The organism is Salinibacterium sp. VpJ6, from assembly GCF_059767345.1.
Map to the genome: position 1 here is coordinate 72,500 of NZ_JBSOQL010000002.1, position 18,272 is coordinate 90,771.

Consider the following 18,272-nt stretch of genomic DNA (forward strand, 5'->3'; position numbering starts at 1 on the left):
TCGATAGACACAACCGAGGAGCAACATGACTGACTCAAACGGAACCCCCGAAAATGAGATCCGCAAGGGCCTAGCCGGGGTCATCGCAGACACCACCGCGATTTCTAAGGTCAACCCCGAAACGAACTCGCTGCTCTACCGCGGTTACCCCGTGCAAGAGCTGGCCGAGAAGTGCACCTTCGAAGAGGTTGCCTACCTGCTGTGGCACGGTGAGTTGCCGAACGGCGAGCAGCTGGAGGCGTTCCAAGCCTCCGAGCGTGCGCAGCGCCACCTCGACGCGCACACCAAGCGAGTGATCGACGAGTTGCCGCTCACCGCGCATCCGATGGATGTCGTGCGCAGCGCCGTCAGCGTGATCGGTGCCATCGACGACACCCTCACCGACCCCGCCAGCATGATCGACGAAGAACTCAACCAGCAGCGTTCGCTGACCCTCTTGGCGAAGCTGCCGGCGATCATCGCCTACGACCAGCGCCGCCGTCGTGACCAGGAGCTCGTGGAGCCGCGCGACGACCTCAGCTATTCGGCCAACTTCTTGCACATGACCTTCGGTGAGGTGCCTGACCTCGTTGTCGTCAACGCATTCGATGTGTCGATGATTCTGTACGCCGAGCACTCCTTCAACGCTTCGACCTTCACTGCCCGTGTTGTCACGAGCACGTTGAGTGACCTCTACAGTGCGGTTACGGCAGCAATTGGTGCGCTCAAGGGCCAGTTGCACGGTGGCGCAAACGAGGCCGTCATGCACGTCTTCGACGAGATCGGCACCGCCGCAAACGCCGAGGCATGGCTCGAGACAGCACTCGCCGAGAAGCGCAAGATCATGGGCTTCGGTCACCGCGTCTACAAGAACGGTGACTCGCGAGTGCCCACCATGAAGGCAGCGCTCGAAACTCTTATTGCTGAGTACGACCGCCCCGACATGATGGAACTCTACGAAACTCTCGAAACGGCCATGACGAGCCGCAAGAACATCAAGCCGAACCTCGACTACCCGAGTGGCCCGGCCTACAACCTCATGGGCTTCGACACCGACATGTTCACGCCGCTGTTCGTCGCGGCGCGAATCACCGGCTGGACCGCTCACATCATGGAGCAGGCTGCTTCGAACGCCCTCATCCGCCCCCTCGCTGCGTATTCGGGAGTGGACGAGCGCCACATCGGCTAGAAGTTTGCACGTTCGCTAGGAGCTTGAGCCGCGCGGGTGGAATCGTCAGTCGTGAGTGGCAAGATGGGGAAATGACTGTTCCCCAGATTGAACTCAACGACGGCAATTCCATCCCGCAGCTCGGGTTCGGAGTCTTCAAGGTTGACCCCGCAGAAACCGAGCGCATCGTCACCGACGCGCTCGAGGTTGGCTACCGCCACCTCGACACCGCCATGATCTACGGCAACGAGCAGGGCGTTGGCAACGCCATCAAGGCCTCGGGCATCCCGCGTGAAGAACTCTTCATCACGACGAAGCTGTGGAACAGCGACCAGGGCACAGACTCTGCTCGCGATGCCATGGATCTCAGCCTCGAAAAGCTGGGCCTTGACTACGTGGATCTCTACCTCATCCACTGGCCTCGCCCCGACCTCGACCGCTACCTCGAGACGTGGCTCGCGATGGAAGACATCAAGGCTGAAGGTAAGACGCGCTCGATTGGTGTCAGCAACTTCCACCGCCCGCACCTCGAGAAGATTCTCGCGGGCAGTGAAACGGTTCCCGCAGTGAACCAGATCGAACTTCACCCCGCTTTTGCTCAGCGCGAGCTGCGCGCCTATGGTGCCGAGCTTGGTATCCACACTGAGGCGTGGGGCCCGCTTGGGCAGGGTAAGTACGACCTGTTCAGCGAGACGGCACTGCAGAATGCCGCCGAAGCACACGGTGTTTCACCGGCTCAGGTTGCGATCCGTTGGCACCTGCAGAGCGGCATCATCGTGTTCCCGAAGTCGAACTCGCGCGAGCGTATGGCTCAAAACTTCGACGTCTTCGGGTTTGAACTTTCGGCGGATGAGATGGCCTCCATCGACGCGATCGACCGCGACCAGCGCGTGGGCTCGAACCCCGACGAGGCTACTTTCTAAAGCTCGCTTCGCGCTTCGCACAGGGGCCGGCATCCCTACTCACTTCGGTGTGTGGATGCCGGCCTCTGTCGTTGAGGCGCTGGTACGCTAGACGCTCACAGAGTGTTGCTCGGTTTATTTCATCCGGGTGCTACAAAACACATCGAGCGGCGAGGACCAGAGTCATGACAAACCCCGGTCTCTATCAGAGCCCCACTGAGGGGTGGGCGTTTGTTCCGTTTCTGGGTGCGATAGCGACCTTTGGCATCGCTGTGATCGCGGTGCTGTACTGGTTCGCCGGCCCCGGCCGCAAGTTTCGGCTTCGTGCTTTCGCGCTCACCGTGCTGGCCGTTGCTGCGGGAGCGGCAAGCGCGCTTGGCCTCGTGGCTGCGGCGGAAAGCTTCGAGGAACGTCATTCAGTGGCGTTCGCGGAATACACCACCGCAGTGCAGGGCTGGGCTGCTGACGAATACGGTGTCATCCTTACTGAAGATGATGTGCTCGACATGACTCAGGGACGGCCCGCGGTTATAGAACGCAACGGCGGCGACTGGCGTGTGCTTCTTGAAGTCGTGTCTGCGAACGGCGATGTTGAACTGCACGACGCTCGAGAACTTCCGGCTCAATAGCGCCCCACGAAAGAGGCAGCATGGACCGGACCTTTCTTCTCACGCTCCTCAAAAAGCTGGCGGCATCGACTGACGGCGTGCACGCCGAAGTTGGTATCGGGGGAGTGCACCCGAACGATGAGACGTTTCTCCAGCTCACCTCGCTGTCGAACCGCGATGAGTACGCGATCGTTTCCGTGGATACGGCCGGCTGGTTTCAGCTGGAGATCCCGGGCAGGCTGGCGCATGTTGTAGCGGATGACTTGGCCACTAATGATGATGCTCGCGAGTATCTGGAGAAGTATGTCAGCGCTGCGTTGGCGTACTTTTCTGGCCACTGGAGTGCTCGAACATCGCGACTGTTCCGGCTGCCGTCTGTTGTCATCGACACTGGCGATGGCTCGATACCGCTCCCTCTCTCGCTCTCGGTCGATGAATCATGTCGGCGGGTGTTCCGGCGTCGAACGGTTCCGGCGGCCGACTCTGACACGTCGACGTTCGTTCCCGTGAGTGATAGAGATCGGGTGGATTTTTCTATTCCATTGCTTCCTACGGTGGGCGTCTGTCGCGCCGGTGAGTATCGAGGGCAGTACGTCTTTTCCAATCTGGTCAAGCTCTTTCCCCGTGCTGAGCGCATGTGGGAGATCAGCATTGCGGGCGGAGGCCCCGATGGCGAAGACGAAGTTTTTGTAGCCCAAGACGCCTTCGGAGTCGCAACCGTTCGCGATCTCGACATCGAGTGGGCTCCGGCGCACCTTCAGAATGTTGCCCGCCGCGAGTTGTTCCACGGGCTCAGGATTGATGAACCCATTCAGCACCCCTCGGGTTGGGAGCGCGATGGCGACCAATTGCAATACGTTTCACGCGTCGCCGCGGACGGCCCGTGGGCTCGTTTCGAGCAGCCTGCATAAGCACGCCAGTGAGGGCGGCGGTGATTCACGCCTCCGGATGCTTCGCGCTGAACGCTGCTGCCGCTACATTGAGTGAATGATCCGCGGAATCCGACGACCGCTCAACGTAGGCCCGTGGGTCGTTGCGCTCTACGGATCGCTGTTCGGAGCAGCCGCTGGTCTTCTTCTTGGGTTCGCGATGATCGTCCCAAGCTGGGGCTCAGAGATGTTCGGAATCTTCGGTCTGATTTTAGTGATCGCCGCCCCAATCGGTGGCGGCGTCGTTGGGCTTGTGGCGGTTGGCTCGGGGCTCGGCCTCCGCGCTCTTCTCGGTAGTCGTGGCCGACTGGATGGTATTTCTCTAGCGGTTACTTCGGGCGCGGCCGTCCTGACGACGGCGCTCCTTGTGATTTGGGTTGCTAGCGGGCCACTCGCACTCACTTTCTTGATATGGCTGCCGATCACCTTTGCCGTTGTTGGCGTCGTGTGGTTCGGCTTCTGGTCGCGGATGCGGTCCTCACAGGCCGCCGCAACTCGACGAAAGTTCGTTAGTCCTTCATCGGAAAACTATCGATCCCCAACCGAGGCAGAGCTGCGGCTTTTGCGTGCTTTGGTCGAGCGAGCCCCGGGGTTCTCGGGTTCGCCTGCCGCCCTAACAGAACTGACCGTCGCAGCGATGAACGATGGCGGTATGGGCAGCTTGGCAATCGGTCCTCCTTCGCTCGAACGACGGTTCGAGGATCAAGTAGCGGAGGTAACTTTCTTTGATGTCGACGGCATGTGGATTTCCGCCACGTTGAACGTGGATCAGTTCGATGAACTATTTGAGCTCGACGTGTTCAAAGGCGATTTTTCGCCACTGCGAGAAATCCCGCAGACGTTTCGGTGAAAGGCCGAGAGTGGTTGCCACGATTACACGCTTTCGAACGTGTCACGCCACGCAAGAACGCCGCGTTTAGCGAACTCGGCGGGGACATCTGCGAGGGGAGCAACAGGGTCTGCGGGATCCACGTCAAGAGCTCGGTGTTTGCTGAGGAACCGGTTGGGGAGATCAACCCACTGCGGCAGAGGAATGCCCCCGTCTGCGAGTCGCCACGCTACAAGCGCTGCTAGTGCGGCATCCCACACTGGGTCTCGAGTCGACTCGGGCTCGGCAAGCCCAAGGACTCCGCGAATCAGTCCGTGCTCGGCCACAAGGTTGTCGTTGAGCTGCAGCAAGGCCCGAAGCGCCCTGTCTTTGTCGCCGGCAGCGAGCTGGTGACGGATTTCGGTAGCGGCGGTTGCTGCGTCGTCCCGGCGAGTGGGGGCCGAATATAACCGGTGCCCCGCTCCAGCTAGGAGGCGGTCAATCGTGTCGAAGCTTGCATCGCGACCTCGTTCTGAGCGGGAAACGCTGCCCTGATCGATTGAGGAGCGGGAAGCGAGCTGCTTCTGGGTTAGGCGACGACTTTTTCGGGCAGCCCGGATCAACGTGGATGCATTCGGCATACGTATCACCGCCTTCTCTCTCGCAAATATAGCTTACGCGTCATATTTTACTCAACTAGCTCGCAGACGTTACGTTGTCGGCGATAGAGCCGTGCGGTCGTGCCGTGCTCCCAGCTCCGAGCTAGGAGCACGGCGGGGACGGCATTGCGCGCCCCCAAAAGTGAGGGAATTGCCTGTCGAGCACCCCTGAACTGGGGTCACAAGGAGCTGGGTTGTCCTCATCAATGTGGACAGCGGAGTAAATCTCAGAACCGCTACCTTCTGAATTGGCAGCCATTCGCGTGGATTCGCCCCCACGTCCTCCCCGAGGGTCGCGGGTACCGCCATCCGAAGGTGCTGTCTTGCTTCTTTCTGTTCGTTGGTCCCTGTTCTTCGTGGTTGCAATGACCACATCGTTGGTTCTGGTCGCCACGCTGATTCAGCCGGTGCAGCGCGCAGCCGCGGCTCCTGTTGATCTCGCCGAATCGGTTGAGCTGCTTCCGGCAATTGACTCACCACCGGTCGTGCCTGATGCCTCGGAATTTCCGGCCGGCCGCTTTGATGAAGCGTCAAGCCAACCCTTGAACGAAGCAACGCGCAGGGGCCTGGCTAAGTCGGCGCCCCGCCCTGCGAACGTGGACCTCGATGATTTCGATCCCGCCGATGCCGATGTCGTGTCGCGCACTGAATTCGAGACGACATATCGACTCGAAGACGGAACGAACGTGACCGAGCTGTCGCTCGTGCCGCTGAATGTTCGCACTCCGGACGGAAACTGGACAGAACTCTCTACCGAGATCACCGATTGGGAAGCTGGTCGGTGGGGAGCAGACGAGCATCCGCTCAAGCCAACTTTTGGAGACGAGGCTGACGACAAGGCGGTGCTTGAGGTTGCCCGCGATGGATACAAGGTGTCTTTTGCGCTCGAAGGCTCCGCGGATAGTCGGATGTCGCGTCCGATCGCGAACCGTCGTCTGGCCGACCCGAGCAGCATTGAATACCACGAAGTATTCGACGATGTTGATCTTCGGTACGACGTAGAAGCCGGGTCCGTCAAAGAGACTCTCGTATTGAACGAAGTGCCGTCGAAGGCTGACTCCTCGTGGGCGTGGATTGTGTCTGCACCGGGCCTCACTTTGGAAACGAACGAGTTCCGCGAGATCGTATTCCTCGACAAGGCTGGCGTCACCAAATTTCACATTCCTGCGCCGATCGCTTGGGACTCCTCGGGCATAGAAGAGGTGCGCGAGCCATCGCTCATCAACCTCGACACCGAACTGAGTCAAGTCGGCGATAAGTGGCGGCTGCAGCTGTCCGCTGACCCCGAGTGGCTCACGGCACCTGAGCGAGAATACCCCGTGATGATCGACCCGACGCTCAGCGTAGGAGTGTCCTCCCTTCGGGCTTATAAATCAGATGGCTACATTCGTACAGACGCCGTTCAGGTTGGAAATTCGCGTAGCAATGGGAACACGTTCTGGCGTACCGGAGCGACATACAGGTTCCCTACATTGGCGGGCAAGCAGGTTCTGGCCGCGACGTTTGCCGGGGCATATGACGGCTATGGCACTACAACGACCCGCACCCAGAAAATTACCGTCAACCAATGTTGGGGATACAACTGTTACGGCCCAACTCTTGGGTCATTCTCAATAAGTTCTGGATCGGGGAGCACCTCCGCAACCCCGATTGCACAGTTCTACTCCAACGCCGTGAATGCTGGAGCAACGAGTGGCGCGCTGAACATTCGTGGCGATGAGAGTTCCAACTACACGTATAAGCAACTGAATACAGCACTAGCAATCGCATGGAAGAACTACCCGTCCGTTACTGGATTCGTTGCACCGTCACCGGCCGACGGAGCCGTTGGCGCGCCTGTCATGCCTCGCCTCAAGGTCACAGGTAGTGATCCGGGTGGCCAAGGTTTGGCGTATCAATACAAAATCGGTACGACGAGCAACGTTGAGGCGAGCGCCGTTTACACGTCGCCGTGGTCGACAACAGCGGAGCATCAGGTGCCGTCGCAGGACCAGCTGGATGGCGGAATTAAGTACTACTGGAAGGCCTACGTCAAAGACGGCTACAACGGTCATCTCGGTACGTCAACTATCAGGTCGTCTGCGACGCGATCGTTCACCACTAGTGCGCCGCCGCCCACGCCTGACCGTGCATCAGCTTCACCGGTCGATGACGCCGTGTTAGTTTCGCTGACGCCGACGCTCAGCAGCGACGCGGTTACCGATCCTGACGGCGCGACGGTGGAGTACCAGTTCCGCATCGCGACGGGCACTGATCGCAAGACGGGCGCCATCATTTCATCGGGGTGGTTGCCGACGCCATCGTGGGAAGTTCCAGCGGGAACCCTGCAAGACGGTGGTACCTACACCTGGGTGGTGCAAACGACTGACGGCATTGACCGCGACCGTGATCCCGACTGGGTTAATTCATTCAAGGTCGACCAGCGCATCGGTTCGGCTGGTCCCGCTCCGACCGATGCTGCAGGTCCCGTATCTGTCAACCTTGCGAATGGAAACGTGAGCTTGGGCTTCACCTCGCCGATGGTGTCGACTGTCGGTGGGCCGATGGGCATGTCGTTCGCCTATAACTCGCTGCGGTCGCCTGCCTCCAAGAAGGGGCTTATCGGTAGCTACTACAACGCGAAAGCATCGCCGACATCCACCCCGGATTTTGATTTTGATGACAAGCAGCCGGTGCTGGTGCGCACAGACCCAGCAGTGTCGTTCGAGTGGACTGATGAGTCGCGTGCGCCGGCAGTGCCAGAAGAAAATTTCTTGGTTCGATGGACAGGTTTCATCACTCCGCCCACGGGTGGCACTGGCGAGTATGTGTTCGAGGTCGTAGGCGACGACGGCGTGAAGTTGCGCGTCGCGGATACTGAACTGCTTAGCGCTTGGACGACCGGCGCGAAAGAGCTCCCCGCCACCCCCATTTCGTTGACCGCGGGCGTTCCTGCGCGCTTCCAATTCGACTACTACCAAGCCACAGGAGCCGCCAACGTCAAGCTTCTGGTGAAATTCGCCGGCGCCGCCACGGCGATGGAGGTTCCGCCGGATTGGTTCACCACCGAGATCCCTGTTCTTCCGTTCGGGTGGAACGGTTCTGCTCCGGTGAACGGCAACTCTGGTGTCTACGCCTCAGCGACGGTCACTGAGTCATCGGTGACCCTCACCGACATCTCCGGCTCCGTGCATATCTACGCCAAGAAGTCTGCGGGCGGCTACACGACTCCCAAGGGCGAATACGGTGTGCTCTCGGTTGATGGCAAGGGGCTCGTCACGCTCACCGAAGACGACGGCACGGTCTATTCGTTCACAGCGCAGGGCAAAGTGGGGTCGGTAACGAGCCCCGCTGACTCGCAGAAGCCTGCGACGCCGATCGTGCACTACCGGGAGGGCACTGGTCAGATTGACCGGATTTCTGACCCGCTTTCTGAGGTGCTGCCCGCGACGTCTCCGCCGACGTACTCGCGCGAGGTGCGTTTCGCCTATTCGGGCGATGTTGTTGGCGATGTAGGGCTGGGCCTAACTGACTCGACCGACCTGTCAGGAAATGCCTGTCCGTTCGAGTCGGGCCTCGATTATGCAGCGCCACCGGCAAACATGTTGTGTCGCATCATTTACCCTGGCCATGTCGAGGGCGCGGATGATACGACCCGTCTGTTCTACAACAGCAACGGACAGTTGGCCGCGATTCTTGATCCCGGCAACGAACTGTCGAGTTTCGGGTATGACACCGAGGGCCGCATGTCGTCCATCCGCGATTCGCTTGCTAACGACTGGCTCGCGGCGACGTCGAATGCTCTGGCAGCGGAGTCGACTGTCGAGATTGTCTACGATGCCGAAGGTAAGGCGACTTCGGTGACTTTGCCGGCACCCGATGGCACCACGGCCGCGGATCGCCCCGAGAAGCGTTATGAGTATGGAGCAGGCAGCACCGCGGTTCGAGTAGTTGGTCTCTCTGAGTCCCCGGCGACGCCATCAAAGACGGTCACTTTCGACTCGGCGTGGCGCCAGCTGACGGCAACATCCGCGATGGGGCTCACGGCATCACAGGTGTGGAACGACGACGACATGATTCTGTCGGCGACAGACGCCACAAAGCTGATGACGACAACGATCTACGACAGCGAAGACCGCGCGACGGACAGCTATGGCCCAGCGCCGGAGAGTTGCTTCGGTACAGACCGACTGCCGTTGCCGTCGTGTGCGATTGTGCCTGCGCATACTGAGACCGCGTTCGACGACTCGCTTGAGGGTTTGCACGTCGCGTTTTACTCGAACCCGATTTTGTCGGGCTCCCCGAAGGCATTCAACTTTGGGCTGGAGGGCACCGGTGGCGCGCTGGCCAAGGACTGGGGCGCAGCAGCACCGGCAGGGGTGGGCGTCACCGATAATTGGTCACTTCGAGCGACTGGTTTGATCACTTTCCCGGATGCTGGCGTCTATAACTTCCGCACGGTCGCCGATGACGCGACGCAGTTGTGGATCGACGACATTTTGGTGATCGGTGACTGGGCGGGGGAGAACGCTCACACTTCTGCTGAGCGCGATATCCCTGCGGTCACGGCGGGCCAAACGAAGAGCATCCGACTGGCCTACGCGGATCGCACGGGTAATGCCAAGCTGGATCTGCAGTGGAAGGTGCCCGGGTCGGCGACCTGGGCAACGGTCCCTGGCTCTGCGTTCTCACCCGATTATGGGCTGGCGAACCGCACCACCGTGCACGATTCAGCACCGGTATCGAGTGGGCTGTCTAATGCACAGGTGCCTGACATCGTGACGTCGCTGCAGTATGAGCACCCGTGGTTGGGTGCGGCGACGAGCACAACGATTGACCCCGATGGTCTGGCATTGACGACGGCGGAAAGTTACGAAGCTCCGGGCGGCAGCGGGTATCTGCGTCGTCTGACCCGTCACCTTCCGGGCGCTGTTGAGGCGGCAGGGGCGTCCGCGCCGGCCGCGTCTGAGGGCAACTCCTCGGTCTACTACGGTGACGCTGAAACGCTGGCCGAGGCTGGTTTCACTGCGGATGTCTGTGGAGTTCCGTTGAGCACACCGCAGCACGGCTTCATAAAGACTTCGACCGGTGCAACGCCCGCGGTGGGCAGCGCGGTAGTGACGGAGTTTGTCTATGATTTGTGGGGTCGCTCGGTCGGAACGAAGCGTTCTGGCGACACGAGTTGGAGCTGCAACTACTTCGACGATCGCGGCAGGGCAACCTCGAGTGTGCTGTCTGCATTCGGTTCGTCTCCGGCCCGCACGACCACGACAACCTACGGGTTCGTCGGAGATGAAATGGTTGTGACGACAGCAGATTCGGCTGGCGACATAGTCTCGACTAGTGACCTTCTTGGCCGCACGGTGACCTACACGGATGTGTGGGGCACGGTGACGACGCCTGATTATGAGGTCAAGACGGGTCGCGTCAAGTCGGTCACGACGACCGGTGGTGGTGTGACGGGCGAGCAGTCCTTCACATACGACGCAGATGGCAAGGTCACTGTGGTCAAACACAACGGCGTTGTCATTGCGACGCCCTCGTACGTATCGGCAACGCAGCTTCTGGAGTCGGTCGCGTATGCCAACGGCAGCAGCCTGGGTAGCATCACGCGCAATGAGGCTGGTGCGGGTACTGGTTTCAGTTGGAGTTTCCCGGATTCAACGGTGGTGTCGGATTCGGTGGTGCGGTCGCAGTCGGGCCGGATTATTCAGAACACTTTGTCGGATTCGTGGGTGGCTGATCCGCGTACGGAAACGTCGACTTACACGTTCGATGCTGTTGGTCGTTTGACTGAGGCGGTCATCCCGAGGCATGTGCTGTCGTATGGTTTTGGTGGCACCACGTGTGGTGCGGGAGCGAGTGATCTTGCCGGCCGCAACGGTAATCGCACGTCGTTCTCGGACGTGAAGGACGCGGGCACCCCGATCAACACTGATTACTGTTACGACGCCTCTGACCGGTTGTTATCGACAGCGGTGGCGGGGGCTCCGGCAGGCGCAAACACCCTGCTCTCAACAAACCTGAGCGCGGCAACCCTCACCTATGACGCGCATGGCAACACGACCCGGCTGGCTGATCAGCAACTCTTCTATGACGGCGCGGATCGGCATATGAAGAAGGTGTTGGATGACGGCACCGAGATCGAATATCTGCGGGATGCGACGGGGCGGATCGTTCAGCGCAGCTCCCAAGCACCGGGTGAGGATGCGGAGGTTATCCGGTACACGTTTACCGCTGGTGGCATGTTTGGTGTGTTGGATGGTGCCGGTGTGTTGATTGAGGAGACGCTGTCGCTACCGGGCGGGGTGAGCGTGTCTCTGCCGGTGGGGGCGGATGCGCGGTGGTCGTACCCGAACCTGCATGGCGACTCGATCATCCTCACCAACCATGTTGGTGTTCGCATTGGTGCGCGGGCGGCGTTTGATCCGTTCGGGCAACCCATCGACCCGGTCACGGGCGACATCGGCAGCGAGGTCGCGGATGACGCGGTCACTGACACGTCGCCGGGGGATGCTGACTACGCCTTCGTTGGCCAGCATCGGAAGTTGTATGAGCATCAGGGGTCGATCGCGACGATCGAGATGGGTGCCAGACAGTACGTTGCCGGATTGGGCAGATTCTTAGAGGTTGACCCGGTTGAAGGTGGTGTTACTAATGCGTATGACTATCCGGCAGACCCGATTAACAAGCTCGATCTGAGCGGTGAGATCGCATTTTTGGCGCCTGTTGCGATCGCGATTGGCCTCGCGGAGGCGCTGCTCGCAACGGCAGTAGTCGTCGCTCTCGTCGTGGTAACCGTATGGGCTGTGGTGGAGACCACTAAGTGGGTCGCGCGTACAGTGAAAGATATCCAGCGAGCGGCATTGGCGACCGCGATTGCGGCAGCAGTGTCCCTAGCAACAGTAACTGTGACTGCGATGGCCTCGAAAAAGCCATCGGGTCGTCCTCCCGGCGGGAGTACGAAACCTCGAACTGGTGGAAATAACGCCGGAAACAGTGGCGGAAACTATGAGTCTCAGGCAGCTGCTTCGTCGGCTGCAACCACTTACGCTGCGAAACGCCCTCACATATGCAAGTTTCGTGGGCTCTGCTCCACGGGGAATCATTATCATGTAGATACCTATCGGAATGGATACTTGTGGCATACGCGTCATTTTTATTTTCGGCGGTGATTTAGATGTGGCGAACCGCAAACGGTTTGGTGAATACTGTGTCGCTACCGAGCGATGTTAAGGAACTCAGCGGCCTCAGGGCGTATCTGAGCACATGCAGCCCGGAGGCTCGGGAAGTGCTGGATGACGAATTGACTGAGTTCAATTGGACTATCGCGGATGAACTCGACTTGCTCGTAATCGATGAGACCGCCGAGGAGCCATTCGTTGGGTTGCCGGTGCCCGCTGAATTGGCGTCCAGCCTGGACTGGGAGCGACTATTGGGAACGGAGAGTTCCGCCGAATTGCGTCAAATTGATCTCCGATGGCGACTAGATGTAACCAGCGCTGTGCTGCAGATGCTTGCTGAGATGCACCTCGGCACTACTTAGCGGAGCCGAAGTCACGCTTAGGGCTCGCGACGCTAAGGCTCGAGGCCGGCCTAGAGCGGGTCAACGTGGCTCTCTACGCTTCCGCAGCGAACTGCCCAACCTCCACCGCAACCCCTGGCGGCGTCTCCACGAGCAACCCCGTCCCCGCGGACGCAGCTTCGAGGTCGGCACGGGTTTCGGTGAAGTGTTCCCACCCTTCGGTGTGGAGGCCGACCACGTGGCCACGCCCAGGATTTGGGCGGCTTCTGCGGCATCCGCTGACGTCAAGGTGAGAGGACTATTGACGGTGGAGATGCGAGCGGCGCCAGCGAACAGCACCGCGATGCTGATGTCGGGGAAGCGGTCCGCGAATTGCTGCACGAACGGCAGCAGCCTGGGCAGCATCACCCGCAATGAGGCTGGTGCGGGTACTGGATTCAGTTGGTCTTTCACGGATTTGACGGTGGTGTCGGATTCGGTGGTGCGGTCGCAGTCGGGGCGGATTATTCAGAACACTCTGTCGGATTCGTGGGCCGCTGATCCGCGAACGGAAACCTCTACCTACACCTTCGATGCTGCTGGCCGTTTGACTGAGGCGGTCATCCCGAGGCATGTGCTGTCGTATGGTTTTGGCGACACTACGTGTGGTGGGGGTGCGAGTGATCTTGCTGGTCGTAACGGTAACCGCACGTCGTTCTCGGATGTGAAGGATGCCGGCACCCCGATCACGACTGACTACTGTTATGACGGCTCTGATCGGTTGTTGTCGACGGCGGTGGCGGGTGCTCCGGCGGGGGCAAACACTCTGCTCTCGACAAATCTGGGTGCTGCGGGTCTGACTTATGACGCGCATGGCAACACAACGAGGTTGGCCGATCAGCAGCTGTTCTATGACGGCGCTGATCGGCATATGAAGACCGTGTTGGATGACGGCACCGAGATCGAATATCTGCGGGATGCGACGGGGCGGATTGTTCAGCGCAGCTCCACAGCACCGGGTGCGGCGGAGGCGGAGGTTATCCGTTACACGTTTACCGCTGGTGGCATGTTTGGTGTGTTGGATGGTGCCGGTGCTCTGGTCGAGGAGACCCTGTCGTTGCCGGGCGGGGTAAGTGTGTCACTGCCGGTGGGTGCGGATGCGAGGTGGTCGTACCCGAACTTGCACGGTGACTCGATAATCCTCACGGACCGTGTTGGTATTCGGATTGGTGTGCGGGCGGCGTTTGATCCGTTCGGGCAATCCATCGACCCGGTCACCGGCGATATTGGCACAGAGGTTGCGGATGACGCGGTCACGGATACCTCGCCGGGCGACGCAGATTACGCCTTCGTGGGTCAGCATCGGAAGCTCTATGAGCATCAGGGTTCGATCGCGACGATTGAAATGGGTGCCAGGCAGTATGTTGCCGGGCTCGGCAGGTTCCTGGAAGTGGACCCTGTTGAGGGTGGGGTGACGAATGCTTATGACTATCCGGCTGACCCGATTAGCAGGCTCGACTTGAGCGGGCGTTGTTCTTGGGACGTAGCTTGCGGCGTAAACGGGGCCGATGAGGATAGAACTTGTGGTAGCTGGGACGGGTATCGAGGGTGCGAGCGCTTTGATCCAGTGACCGAAGATGAGATGGTGTACGCAGAAACGGCGGCCACCGCTCTGAGCCTACTGATTCCGGGCGGGCTGCTAGCTGTCGGTCTGAGAAAAGTTGGCGTCTCTGCGAGTATGGCGGCGATTCGCAAGTTCGTTGAACCGGTCTTACGTTGGGGCCCCCAGACGCCTGGAACGGTGAACAGGGTGTCATTGGGCGCCTCACCTAAATACTGGGAGAAACTTTCTCCTTTGAAGAAACGTCTGCTTCCTGTTCATGTCCATCTGGAGCGAGCGAAGCGAATCGTTACTTTTCACCGTTCGGGTAGAGTCTGGGGGTGGCCCCGTTGAATGTAGTTGACAAGAAGGCCCTCCTAAGCGAGCTGGCGAGCACTGCGGTCGGAATGAATTCTGATGTTGGAATAGACGGCGTTCCTCCACACCATCATGCTTTCCTGAAATTGACGTCACCTTCCGCCCCAGACGATTATGCGATCATCTCGCTGGGGGGTGCCGGGTGGTTTCAATTGGAGATACCGGGCCCCTACTATCACCTTCAGGCTGATGATCTCGCCTCCGATGAAGACACTTTGGAATATTTGGAAGAATACTTGCAGGCCGCAACCGCGTACCTCGATGGCCGCTGGTCACTAGGTAAATCGCGGTTCTTCCGGCTTCCTTTCGTCACAATTCACTTGGAGGACAGACCTCTCAAACTCGGCCTGTCGGTGGGCGATACCTTTCGGCGAGTGTTTAGGCGCTGACACACCCGCGTTGCGAGCTCCCGTACACCCTCGAAGCCGGTCCTGATCGCGTCGTCAAGCGAGACGATTAGTGAAGATAAATCAGTTTCGGGAAGCGCTACGCGCCCGCAGCCAAGCACGCAATATCCACCGCAACCCCCGGCGGCGTCTCCACGAGCAATCGCGTGCCCGCGAACGCAGTTTCGAGGTCGGCGCGGGTTTCGGTGAAGTGTTCCCACCCTTCGGTGTGGAGGCCGACCACGTGGGTGGCGCCCAAGATGTTGGCGGCTTCTGCGGCATCCGCTGATGTCAAAGTGAGAGGACCGTTGACCGCGGAGATGCGGGCAGCACCCGCGAAGAGCACGGCGATGCTGATGTCGGGGAAACGGTCTGCGATCTGCTGCACGAGCGGCAGGGAAGCGTTGTCACCGCTGACGTAGATGGTGGGTTCGCCCTCGGCCTGCAGCACGAAACCGGTGACCGGGCCGAGCCGGGCCTCAGAACCGGGAGGGCCATGCAGCGCCGGCACTGCGGTGACGGTTACGGCACCGACTTCGCGGGATTCCCACGAGTCGAGACCGACAACGCCGCCGCCGAAGAGGTCAGAGCCCGCCTTCATGGTGCTAATCGTCAGCACACCCGTGGCGAGAAGTTCGAGTCCCTCATAGTCGAGGTTGTCTTGGTGTTCGTGATGCGACAGCAACACCAGATCGACAGCGCCAACATCCGCTCGGCTCAGCGCCGGACCCGCCGTCTTCGTGAGCGGCACACCGCCCTCGTCGGGGTAAAGCTGCGGGGCATCGAATGTGGGATCAGTCACGATGCGTAATCCCGCATATTCGAGCAACGCGGTGGGGCCGCCAATGTAGGTCACGGTCAACTTCGACATACTCTGAGACTATGCCCAATCGTCTGGAAACTGCTGCGAGCCCGTACCTGAGATCACACGCCACCAATCCGGTGGACTGGTGGGAGTGGTCTGCCGAAGCTTTCGCCGAAGCGGAACGTCGCGATGTGCCCGTGCTGGTCTCCATTGGCTACTCCACGTGTCACTGGTGTCACGTAATGGCGCGCGAATCCTTCAGCGACCCCGTGCTGGCCGCCTACCTCAACGAAAACTTCGTGGCGATCAAAGTCGACCGCGAAGAGCACGCCGAAGTGGACTCCACCTATCTGGCCGCGGCATCCGCTTTCACGCCCAACCTAGGTTGGCCCCTCAACGTGTTCGTTACGCCCGCGGGGCGAGCCTTCTTTGCCGGCACCTACTGGCCGCCGACCGCGGTGGGGCAGCATCCGGCATTTCGGCAAGTGCTTGAATCGGTGACGGAGGCGTGGACGGCGCGGCGTGAGCAAGTGGAGACCAGCGGGGCTGCGATTGCGCAGGCGCTCGCCCAGAGTCGTGCCGTCGAGAGTGAGCTCGTCGCCGACTTCGCGCCCGTAATCGATGCGCTCGCTGCCGCCGAAGATCTTGACCATGGCGGATTCGGCGACGCCCCCAAATTTCCGGTCACGCCGGTGCTGCGGTTCCTTCTCGATCGCGGCGCCCGCTCCGCGGAACACTCGCCCGAGGCAGCCGGCCTCGCTGACCGCACGCTCGCGGCGATGGCGGCATCCGCCCTGCGTGACCCGGTCGATGGCGGCTTCTTCCGTTACTCCACCCAGGCCGACTGGACCGACCCGCACTACGAACGCATGCTCTACGACAACGCCCAACTGCTTGCCGCGTATGCGCTCGCCGACTCGGCTGAGATCGCGACGGGCGTCGCCGAGTTCTTGCGCGACAAACTGCTGCTGCCCTCGGGAGCATTCGCATCAGGTCTCGACTCGGAAAGCACCGTCGACGGCAAACGTGTCGAAGGCTTCTACTATTCGCTGGATGCCGCGAGCCGCGCCCGCGTCGAAGCCCCGCCCCGCGACGACAAGATCCTCACCGGCTGGAACGGTCTCGCCATCGAAGCCCTTGCTCTCGCCGGCGCTCGTTTCAGCGAGCCCGAGTGGATCGCGCTGGCCCGCGGTGCCGCCGACTTCCTGCTTGCCGAGCACGTGCGTGGTGGTGGCTCGGGTGGTGATGCCGGTGCGGTTGCGAGCGTTGGCGCGGCGGGGGAGCGGCTTGTGCGCACCTCGATTGACGGCATCCTCTCCGACGCAGCAGCAACCCTCGAAGACAGCGGGATGCTCGCTCAAGGTCTGCTCGAACTCTCGATCGCTACCGGCGAGGTTCGCTACGCGCTCGCCGCCCGCGACCTCATCGACGGAGCGCTCGCCGCGGGCGCGGCAGGTTCGGGAAGCTCACCCTTCGGCCTCCCCGGCGGCAGCGACTCAGTACTCGCCGCGCAAGGCCTTTCGACCGAAGCCGACATCAGCGACGGAGCCCACCCCAGTGGCCTCAGCGCCATGGCCGCCGCCGCCCACACCCTTTTCGCTCTCACCGGCGATGCCCGGTACCGGGATGCCGCCGAGGCGTCCATGAAGCTGGTCGGCCAACTCGCAGCCCAGCAACCGATCTCGTTCGGAACCGCCCTCACCCTCATGTCGGAGCTTGGTGCGCCTTTGCGCCAACTTGTCGTTGTGACGGGGGATGAGGCGGGCGCGGCTTCCTCCGGTGATGCTGCGGATGCGGCTGGCGGCACCTCCGACGGAAGCGCCGCAACGGGCGGCGAGCTCACGAGTCTGGCCCGCACGTTGCACCGCGCTGGAGGCATTGGTGTTGCGGTCTCGCAGGCTCAGGCCGACGCTTTTGCGGCATCCGGTTTCGAGCTGTTTGCTGCCCGCACCGCGACCGGCGGCGAACCGACGGCGTACCTGTGTGAAGAGTTTGTGTGTCGCTTGCCGCTCACCGATGCGCCTGCGCTGCGAGCATTGCTGGGCGCGAACTAGCGTTCGTAGACGTCGCGCCGATGCCCCAGCGTGACGACAACGACGAGCAGCACGTCGTCCTGAATTGTGTAGATGATGCGGTAGTCACCGATGCGCACGCGAAAACCGGGTCGCCCCTGAAGTGCCTTGGTGCCGGGAGGTCGCGGGTCGTGGCCGAGCAGCGCGATCGCGCCACGAATCCTGTCGCGATGATGATGGTCAACTCGTGTGAGGGCGCGCGCCGCGGCGGGCGTGACCTCAATGCGATAAGCCACTACCAGCCCAAGTCAGCCTTGACCTGATCCCAGGGAATGTTCGGGCCCTCGTCGGCCATCGCTTCGTCAAAGGCGGCCACGTCTTCAGCATCTTCTAGCGCATCCATCATGCGCTCATACTGCTCTGGGCTAACGACAACGGCCGCGCGCTGTCCGCGACGTTCAATGAAAACAGCTTCGCGCTCCGACGTGGCGATGACCTCGGAGAAGTTCTTGCGGGCGTCCGCGATGCTGGTGGTCGACATGAGTCAATTGTACG

The 18,272-nt window shown here is 60.8% G+C and carries 15 protein-coding genes; 10 read left to right on the forward strand and 5 right to left on the reverse strand.

Annotated elements, in window-relative coordinates:
* The first annotated feature begins 25 nt into the window (after positions 1 to 25).
* The 5 genes from ACWTV1_RS09370 to ACWTV1_RS09390 all read left to right on the forward strand — a co-directional run bounded on the left by ACWTV1_RS09370 (position 26) and on the right by ACWTV1_RS09390 (position 4,436).
* A complete protein-coding gene (locus ACWTV1_RS09370) occupies positions 26 to 1,168 on the forward strand; it encodes a bifunctional 2-methylcitrate synthase/citrate synthase (protein ID WP_341620459.1) in 1,143 nt (380 codons plus the stop codon).
* 71 nt (positions 1,169 to 1,239) lie between these two features.
* Positions 1,240 to 2,070: an aldo/keto reductase gene (locus ACWTV1_RS09375; protein ID WP_498505106.1), complete on the forward strand. Its 831-nt coding sequence runs from the start codon at positions 1,240 to 1,242 to the stop codon at positions 2,068 to 2,070.
* A gap of 164 nt (positions 2,071 to 2,234) precedes the next feature.
* Positions 2,235 to 2,678, forward strand: coding sequence for a hypothetical protein (locus ACWTV1_RS09380; protein WP_498505107.1), 444 nt, complete (start codon positions 2,235 to 2,237; stop codon positions 2,676 to 2,678).
* A 20-nt stretch (positions 2,679 to 2,698) separates the two neighbouring features.
* On the forward strand, positions 2,699 to 3,568 hold the full coding sequence (locus tag ACWTV1_RS09385; protein ID WP_498505108.1) for a hypothetical protein: 870 nt from the start codon (positions 2,699 to 2,701) through the stop codon (positions 3,566 to 3,568).
* A 76-nt stretch (positions 3,569 to 3,644) separates the two neighbouring features.
* Positions 3,645 to 4,436, forward strand: a complete 792-nt coding sequence (locus ACWTV1_RS09390) for a DUF6984 family protein (protein ID WP_498505109.1) — start codon at positions 3,645 to 3,647, stop codon at positions 4,434 to 4,436.
* Between the two features lie 23 nt (positions 4,437 to 4,459).
* Here the strand turns inward: ACWTV1_RS09390 and ACWTV1_RS09395 are convergent, their stop codons facing one another.
* Complete coding sequence (locus tag ACWTV1_RS09395) at positions 4,460 to 5,035, reverse strand: helix-turn-helix domain-containing protein (RefSeq protein WP_498505110.1); 576 nt, start codon at positions 5,033 to 5,035, stop codon at positions 4,460 to 4,462.
* A gap of 383 nt (positions 5,036 to 5,418) precedes the next feature.
* Here ACWTV1_RS09395 and ACWTV1_RS09400 point away from each other — a divergent pair, with 383 nt between their 5' ends.
* Together ACWTV1_RS09400 and ACWTV1_RS09405 are read left to right on the forward strand one after the other, a co-directional pair.
* On the forward strand, positions 5,419 to 12,207 hold the full coding sequence (locus tag ACWTV1_RS09400) for a PA14 domain-containing protein (RefSeq protein WP_498505111.1): 6,789 nt from the start codon (positions 5,419 to 5,421) through the stop codon (positions 12,205 to 12,207).
* A gap of 131 nt (positions 12,208 to 12,338) precedes the next feature.
* Positions 12,339 to 12,578 (forward strand): hypothetical protein, encoded by a 240-nt coding sequence (locus tag ACWTV1_RS09405; protein WP_498505112.1) that lies wholly within the window; start codon positions 12,339 to 12,341, stop codon positions 12,576 to 12,578.
* A gap of 73 nt (positions 12,579 to 12,651) precedes the next feature.
* On the opposite strand, the gene ACWTV1_RS09410 is transcribed toward ACWTV1_RS09405, so the two are convergent.
* On the reverse strand, positions 12,652 to 12,795 hold the full coding sequence (locus ACWTV1_RS09410; protein WP_498505113.1) for a hypothetical protein: 144 nt from the start codon (positions 12,793 to 12,795) through the stop codon (positions 12,652 to 12,654).
* Between ACWTV1_RS09410 and ACWTV1_RS09415 the strand changes: the two genes are divergently transcribed.
* Complete coding sequence (locus tag ACWTV1_RS09415; protein WP_498505114.1) at positions 12,796 to 14,490, forward strand: RHS repeat-associated core domain-containing protein; 1,695 nt, start codon at positions 12,796 to 12,798, stop codon at positions 14,488 to 14,490.
* Positions 14,478 to 14,903, forward strand: a complete 426-nt coding sequence (locus ACWTV1_RS09420) for a hypothetical protein (protein WP_498505115.1) — start codon at positions 14,478 to 14,480, stop codon at positions 14,901 to 14,903. The genes ACWTV1_RS09415 and ACWTV1_RS09420 overlap by 13 nt, the downstream gene beginning before the upstream one ends.
* 97 nt (positions 14,904 to 15,000) lie before the next feature.
* Here ACWTV1_RS09420 and ACWTV1_RS09425 read toward each other — a convergent pair whose 3' ends face one another.
* Positions 15,001 to 15,771, reverse strand: a complete 771-nt coding sequence (locus tag ACWTV1_RS09425; protein WP_498505116.1) for an MBL fold metallo-hydrolase — start codon at positions 15,769 to 15,771, stop codon at positions 15,001 to 15,003.
* An 11-nt stretch (positions 15,772 to 15,782) separates the two neighbouring features.
* On the opposite strand from ACWTV1_RS09425, the gene ACWTV1_RS09430 reads away from it, so the two are divergent.
* Entirely contained in the window at positions 15,783 to 17,759 is a 1,977-nt protein-coding gene (locus ACWTV1_RS09430) for a thioredoxin domain-containing protein (protein WP_498505117.1), read from the forward strand.
* On the opposite strand, the gene ACWTV1_RS09435 is transcribed toward ACWTV1_RS09430, so the two are convergent.
* Together ACWTV1_RS09435 and ACWTV1_RS09440 are read right to left on the reverse strand one after the other, a co-directional pair.
* Entirely contained in the window at positions 17,756 to 18,013 is a 258-nt protein-coding gene (locus tag ACWTV1_RS09435; protein WP_498505118.1) for a type II toxin-antitoxin system RelE family toxin, read from the reverse strand. The genes ACWTV1_RS09430 and ACWTV1_RS09435 overlap by 4 nt on opposite strands.
* Positions 18,013 to 18,258 carry a type II toxin-antitoxin system Phd/YefM family antitoxin gene (locus tag ACWTV1_RS09440; RefSeq protein ID WP_197134372.1) on the reverse strand — a complete coding sequence of 82 codons (246 nt, stop codon included), beginning with the start codon at positions 18,256 to 18,258 and terminating at the stop codon, positions 18,013 to 18,015. The genes ACWTV1_RS09435 and ACWTV1_RS09440 overlap by 1 nt, the downstream gene beginning before the upstream one ends.
* Positions 18,259 to 18,272 lie beyond the last annotated feature (14 nt).